Below are 510 nucleotides of genomic sequence, written 5' to 3'. Positions count from 1 at the left end.
ATCTTAGATATCGGAAATCATACGATATACAGCTTCAACCACAACGTATCCTCCCCCTTGCTTTTTATCATCCAGAGTCATATCGCCTTGCTTATGGTCGTATTGATTCTATTCGGAGCTAGTGTTTTCTGGAGCAAGGAGGTCGAATTTTAGCCATGGCAACGCATCTCTTCAGACTAGCCTTTCAATACAATTTAAAGTTTATTTATCGTTATATTCTCTTCTTTGCCCTGTGGGCTGCGGGCATCAGCTTGTTGAACGTCATCTCTCTGGGGCGCTATAAACAGGTTACGTTATTGGACGCGCTCATGTTTCCTTTCGGAGGATACGACAGCGGCAACATATCGTGGATGCAGTTCTTCATTGCCCTATTTTCCTATGTTTTACTTAGCGCTGTCGTGGAACTATACATCACCAAAATGATGGGTTCCCATGCGATCGCAAGTCTCATTCGTGTTCGCAGCAAAACAGTATATTACTGTGCTCACCTGATTAGTTTATCGGTGATGA

1 protein-coding gene is annotated in these 510 nt (G+C 43.3%); it reads left to right on the top strand.

Going from position 1 to position 510, the window contains the following annotated elements; all coding sequences use genetic code 11:
* Positions 1 to 155: 155 nt before the first annotated feature.
* A partial coding sequence (locus PPOP_RS15835; protein ID WP_006287580.1) for a hypothetical protein occupies positions 156 to 510 on the top strand: 355 nt, incomplete at its 3' end.

Source organism: Paenibacillus popilliae ATCC 14706 (assembly GCF_000315235.1).
In the GTDB taxonomy this organism is placed as follows: Bacteria; Bacillota; Bacilli; order Paenibacillales; family Paenibacillaceae; genus Paenibacillus_B; species Paenibacillus_B popilliae.
The sequence above is the reverse complement of the archived record's forward strand: the minus strand, read 5'-3'. Positions and strand labels throughout refer to the sequence as shown.